Annotated in this window: 2 protein-coding genes; both read right to left on the reverse strand. The window is 64.9% G+C overall.

From position 1 onward, the window contains the following. Window positions 1–78: 78 nt before the first annotated feature. Window positions 79–3,279 (reverse strand): efflux RND transporter permease BpeB, encoded by a 3,201-nt coding sequence (gene bpeB, locus WS89_RS24790; RefSeq protein ID WP_059794110.1) that lies wholly within the window; start codon window positions 3,277–3,279, stop codon window positions 79–81. Window positions 3,280–3,294: 15 nt separating this feature from the next. Continuing rightward, window positions 3,295–3,653, reverse strand: a 359-nt coding sequence (locus tag WS89_RS24795) for an HlyD family secretion protein (RefSeq protein ID WP_373557237.1), incomplete at its 5' end; no start/stop codon positions are given.

Genomic DNA, 3,653 nt, shown 5'->3' on the forward strand with positions numbered 1-3,653 from the left:
GCTTGTAATGCGGCGCCATCGTGCACCCCGTGGCAAGGAGCGCGACTGCGATTGCAGTCAAAGCGTGTTTTTGCATCATCACTGTCCCTTGTTGCCTTCGTCGCCGTTGCCCGGCTTCTCTTCGTGGTGCGAGTGCTCCTGAGCCAGGCGCAGCGCCTCGTCGACGTCTTCCTTCTCGCCGCTGAAGATCGCACGGATCTTCACGAAGAACATCGGGATCATGAAGATCGCGAGGAACGTCGCCGTGATCATCCCGCCGATCACGCCCGTACCGATCGCGTGCTGGCTCGCCGAACCGGCGCCGTTGCTGATCGCGAGCGGCATCACGCCGAGAATGAACGCGAGCGACGTCATCAGGATCGGACGCAGCCGCAGGCGCGCCGCTTCCAGCGCGGCCTCGATCGGCCCCATCTTCTCCGTCTGCTGCAGCTCCCGCGCGAACTCGACGATCAGGATCGCGTTCTTCGCGGACAGGCCCACGGTCGTCAGCAGGCCCACCTGGAAGAACACGTCGTTCTCGAGGCCGCGCATCGTGGCCGCGAGCAGCGCACCGATCACGCCGAGCGGCACGACCATGATCACCGAGAACGGGATCGACCAGCTTTCATACAGCGCCGCGAGACACAGGAACACGACGAGGATCGAGATCGCGTACAGGATCGGCGCCTGCGAGCCGGACTGGATTTCCTGGAACGACAGCCCCGTCCACGAATAGCCGATACCGACCGGCAGTTTCTTCGCGAGCGTTTCCATCGCCGCCATCGCCTGGCCGGTCGACTTGCCCGGTGCGGCCTGACCCTGGATTTCCATCGCCGACACGCCGTTGTAGCGCTCGAGCTTCGGCGAACCGTACGTCCAGTGACCGGTCGCGAACGCGCTGAACGGCACCATCCCGCCCGACCCGTTGCGCACGTACCAGATGTTCATGTCTTCCGGCGTCATCCGGAACGGCGCGTCGGCCTGCACGTACACCTTCTTGATCCGGCCGTCGGTGTCGAGGAAGTTGTTCACGTACTTCGACGCCCACGCGATCGAGAACGTCTGGTCGATCGCATCCGCCGTCACGCCCAGTGCATTCGCCTTCTCGCGGTCGATGTTGACCTTGTACTGCGGCGTATCGTTCAGGCCGTTCGGACGGACACCTTGCAGCGTCGGATCCTTCGACGCCATCCCGAGCAACTGGTTACGTGCGGCCATCAGCGCGTCGTGGCCGAGACCGGCGTTGTCCGTCAGCTCGAAGTCGAAGCCGGCGGCGGTGCCGAGTTCGGGAATCGACGGCGGGTTGAACGGAATCACGAGCGCGTCCTTGTAGCTCCCGTAGCGCCCGAACATCCGGCCGATCAGTGCCTGCACCTTCTGGTTCGCATGCTGACGCTGCGAGTAGTCCTTCAGGCGCACGAACACGAGACCCGAGTTCTGGCCGCGGCCCGCGAAGCTGAAGCCGTTGACCGTGAACGCCGATTCGACGATGTCCTTCTCGTCCTTCAGCAGGTAGTCGGAAATGTTCGCGAGCGTCTTCGCGGTCGTTTCCTGCGTCGAGCCCGACGGCGTCTGCACGATCACGAACATCAGGCCCTGGTCTTCATCGGGCAGGAACGACTTCGGCAGGCGCACGAACAGCAGCCCGACCGCGACGATCACGACCAGATAGATGATGAGCCAGCGGCCCGAGCGCTTGATCACGTGGTGCACGCCGACGTGGTACTTGTCGCGGCTGTTGTTGAACGTGCGGTTGAACCAGCCGAAGAAGCCCTTCTTCTCTTCGTGATGGCCCTGCGGGATCGGCTTGAGGATCGTCGCGCACAGTGCGGGCGTCAGAATCAACGCGACCAGCACCGACAGCACCATCGCCGACACGATCGTCAGCGAGAACTGACGATAGATCGCGCCGACCGAGCCGCCGGAGAACGCCACCGGCACGAACACCGCCGACAGCACGAGCGCCACGCCGACGAGCGCGCCGGTGATCTGGCCCATCGCCTTGCGGGTCGCCTCCTTCGGCGACAGCCCCTCCTCGGCCATCACGCGCTCGACGTTCTCGACCACCACGATCGCATCGTCGACCAGCAGGCCGATCGCGAGCACGAGGCCGAACATCGACAGCGTGTTGATCGAGAAGCCTACCATCGACATGATCGCGAACGTGCCGAGCAGCACGACCGGCACCGCGATCGTCGGGATGATCGTCGCCCGCAGGTTCTGCAGGAACAGATACATCACGAGGAACACGAGCACGATACCTTCGAGCAGCGTCTTGACCACTTCCTCGATCGACAGCTTCACGAACGGCGTCGTGTCGTACGGGTACTTCACGACGAGCCCGTGCGGGAAGAACGGTGCGAGCTCGTCGATCTTCGCGCGCACGGCCTTCGCGGTCGCGAGCGCGTTCGCGTTGGTCGCGAGCTGGATACCGAGCGCCGCGGTCGGCTGACCGTTGTACTTCGTGTCGAAGTTGTAGTTTTCGCCGCCGAGGCCGATCTGCGCGACGTCCTTCAGGCGAACCTGCGAGCCGTCCTGGTTGACCTTCAGCAGGATGTTGCCGAACTGCTCGGGCGTCTGCAGCAGCGTCGATTCGGTGATCGTCGCCTGCAGCACGGTGCCCGGCGTGGCCGGCGTGCCGCCGATCTGGCCGCCGGCGATCTGCACGTTCTGCGCGGTGATCGCGGAGCTGACGTCGACCGGCGTGAGCCCATAGTTGGTCAGGCGGTTCGGGTCGAGCCAGATCCGCATCGCGTACTGCGAGCCGAACAGCGTGACGGTACCGACGCCGTTCAGCCGGCTGATCGGATCCTTCACGTGCGACGCCACGAAGTTCGCGAGGTCGTACTTGTTCATGCTGCCGTCTTCGGAGTTGAAGGCGAGCACCAGCAGGAAGCTGCTGCTCGACTTCGTGACCGACAGACCGAGCTGCTGCACGACCTGCGGCAGAACCGGCGTCGCGAGCGACAGCTTGTTCTGCACCTGAACCTGCGCGATGTCGGCGTTGGTGCCCGGCGCGAAGGTCAGCGTGATCGTCGCGTTGCCCGAGTCGTCACTCGTCGACGACATGTACAGGAAGTTGTCGAGACCGCTCATCTGCTGCTCGATCACCTGCGTCACCGTGTCTTCCACCGTCTTCGCGGAAGCGCCCGGGTAGTTCGCGGTGATCTGGATCGATGGCGGCGCGATCGTCGGATACTGCGCGATCGGCAGCGTGAAGATCGCCGCAACCCCGGCCAGCATCAGGATGATGGCGATCACCCACGCGAAGATCGGGCGATCGATAAAAAACTTTGCCATGAAACAGGCTCCCTGTTATTGCGCGCTCGAAGCAGCGGCAGCACTCGCCGGCGCGGCGCCCGATGCGGCGGCACCGGAAGCGGCAGCGGCGCCGGACCCGGCGGCGGCCGGCGCGGCGGGGGCAGCAGCACCCGAGGCGGCATCGGCCGCCGGGGCGAGCTGCGCGGGGACCGTCTTCACGGTCGCGCCCGGGCGCACCTTGTCGACGCCTTGCACGATCACGTGATCGCCCGCCTGCAGACCGCCTTCGACGATCCAGTTCTGCCCTTGCATGCCGGTGGTCTTCAGCGGACGCGGCTCGACCTTGTTGGCCGCGTTCACCACCATCGCGATCGCCTGGCCCTTCTGGTCGTGCGTGACGCCGATCTGCGGCA

Source organism: Burkholderia sp. MSMB1072, assembly GCF_001524725.1.
Classification (GTDB): domain Bacteria; phylum Pseudomonadota; class Gammaproteobacteria; order Burkholderiales; family Burkholderiaceae; genus Burkholderia.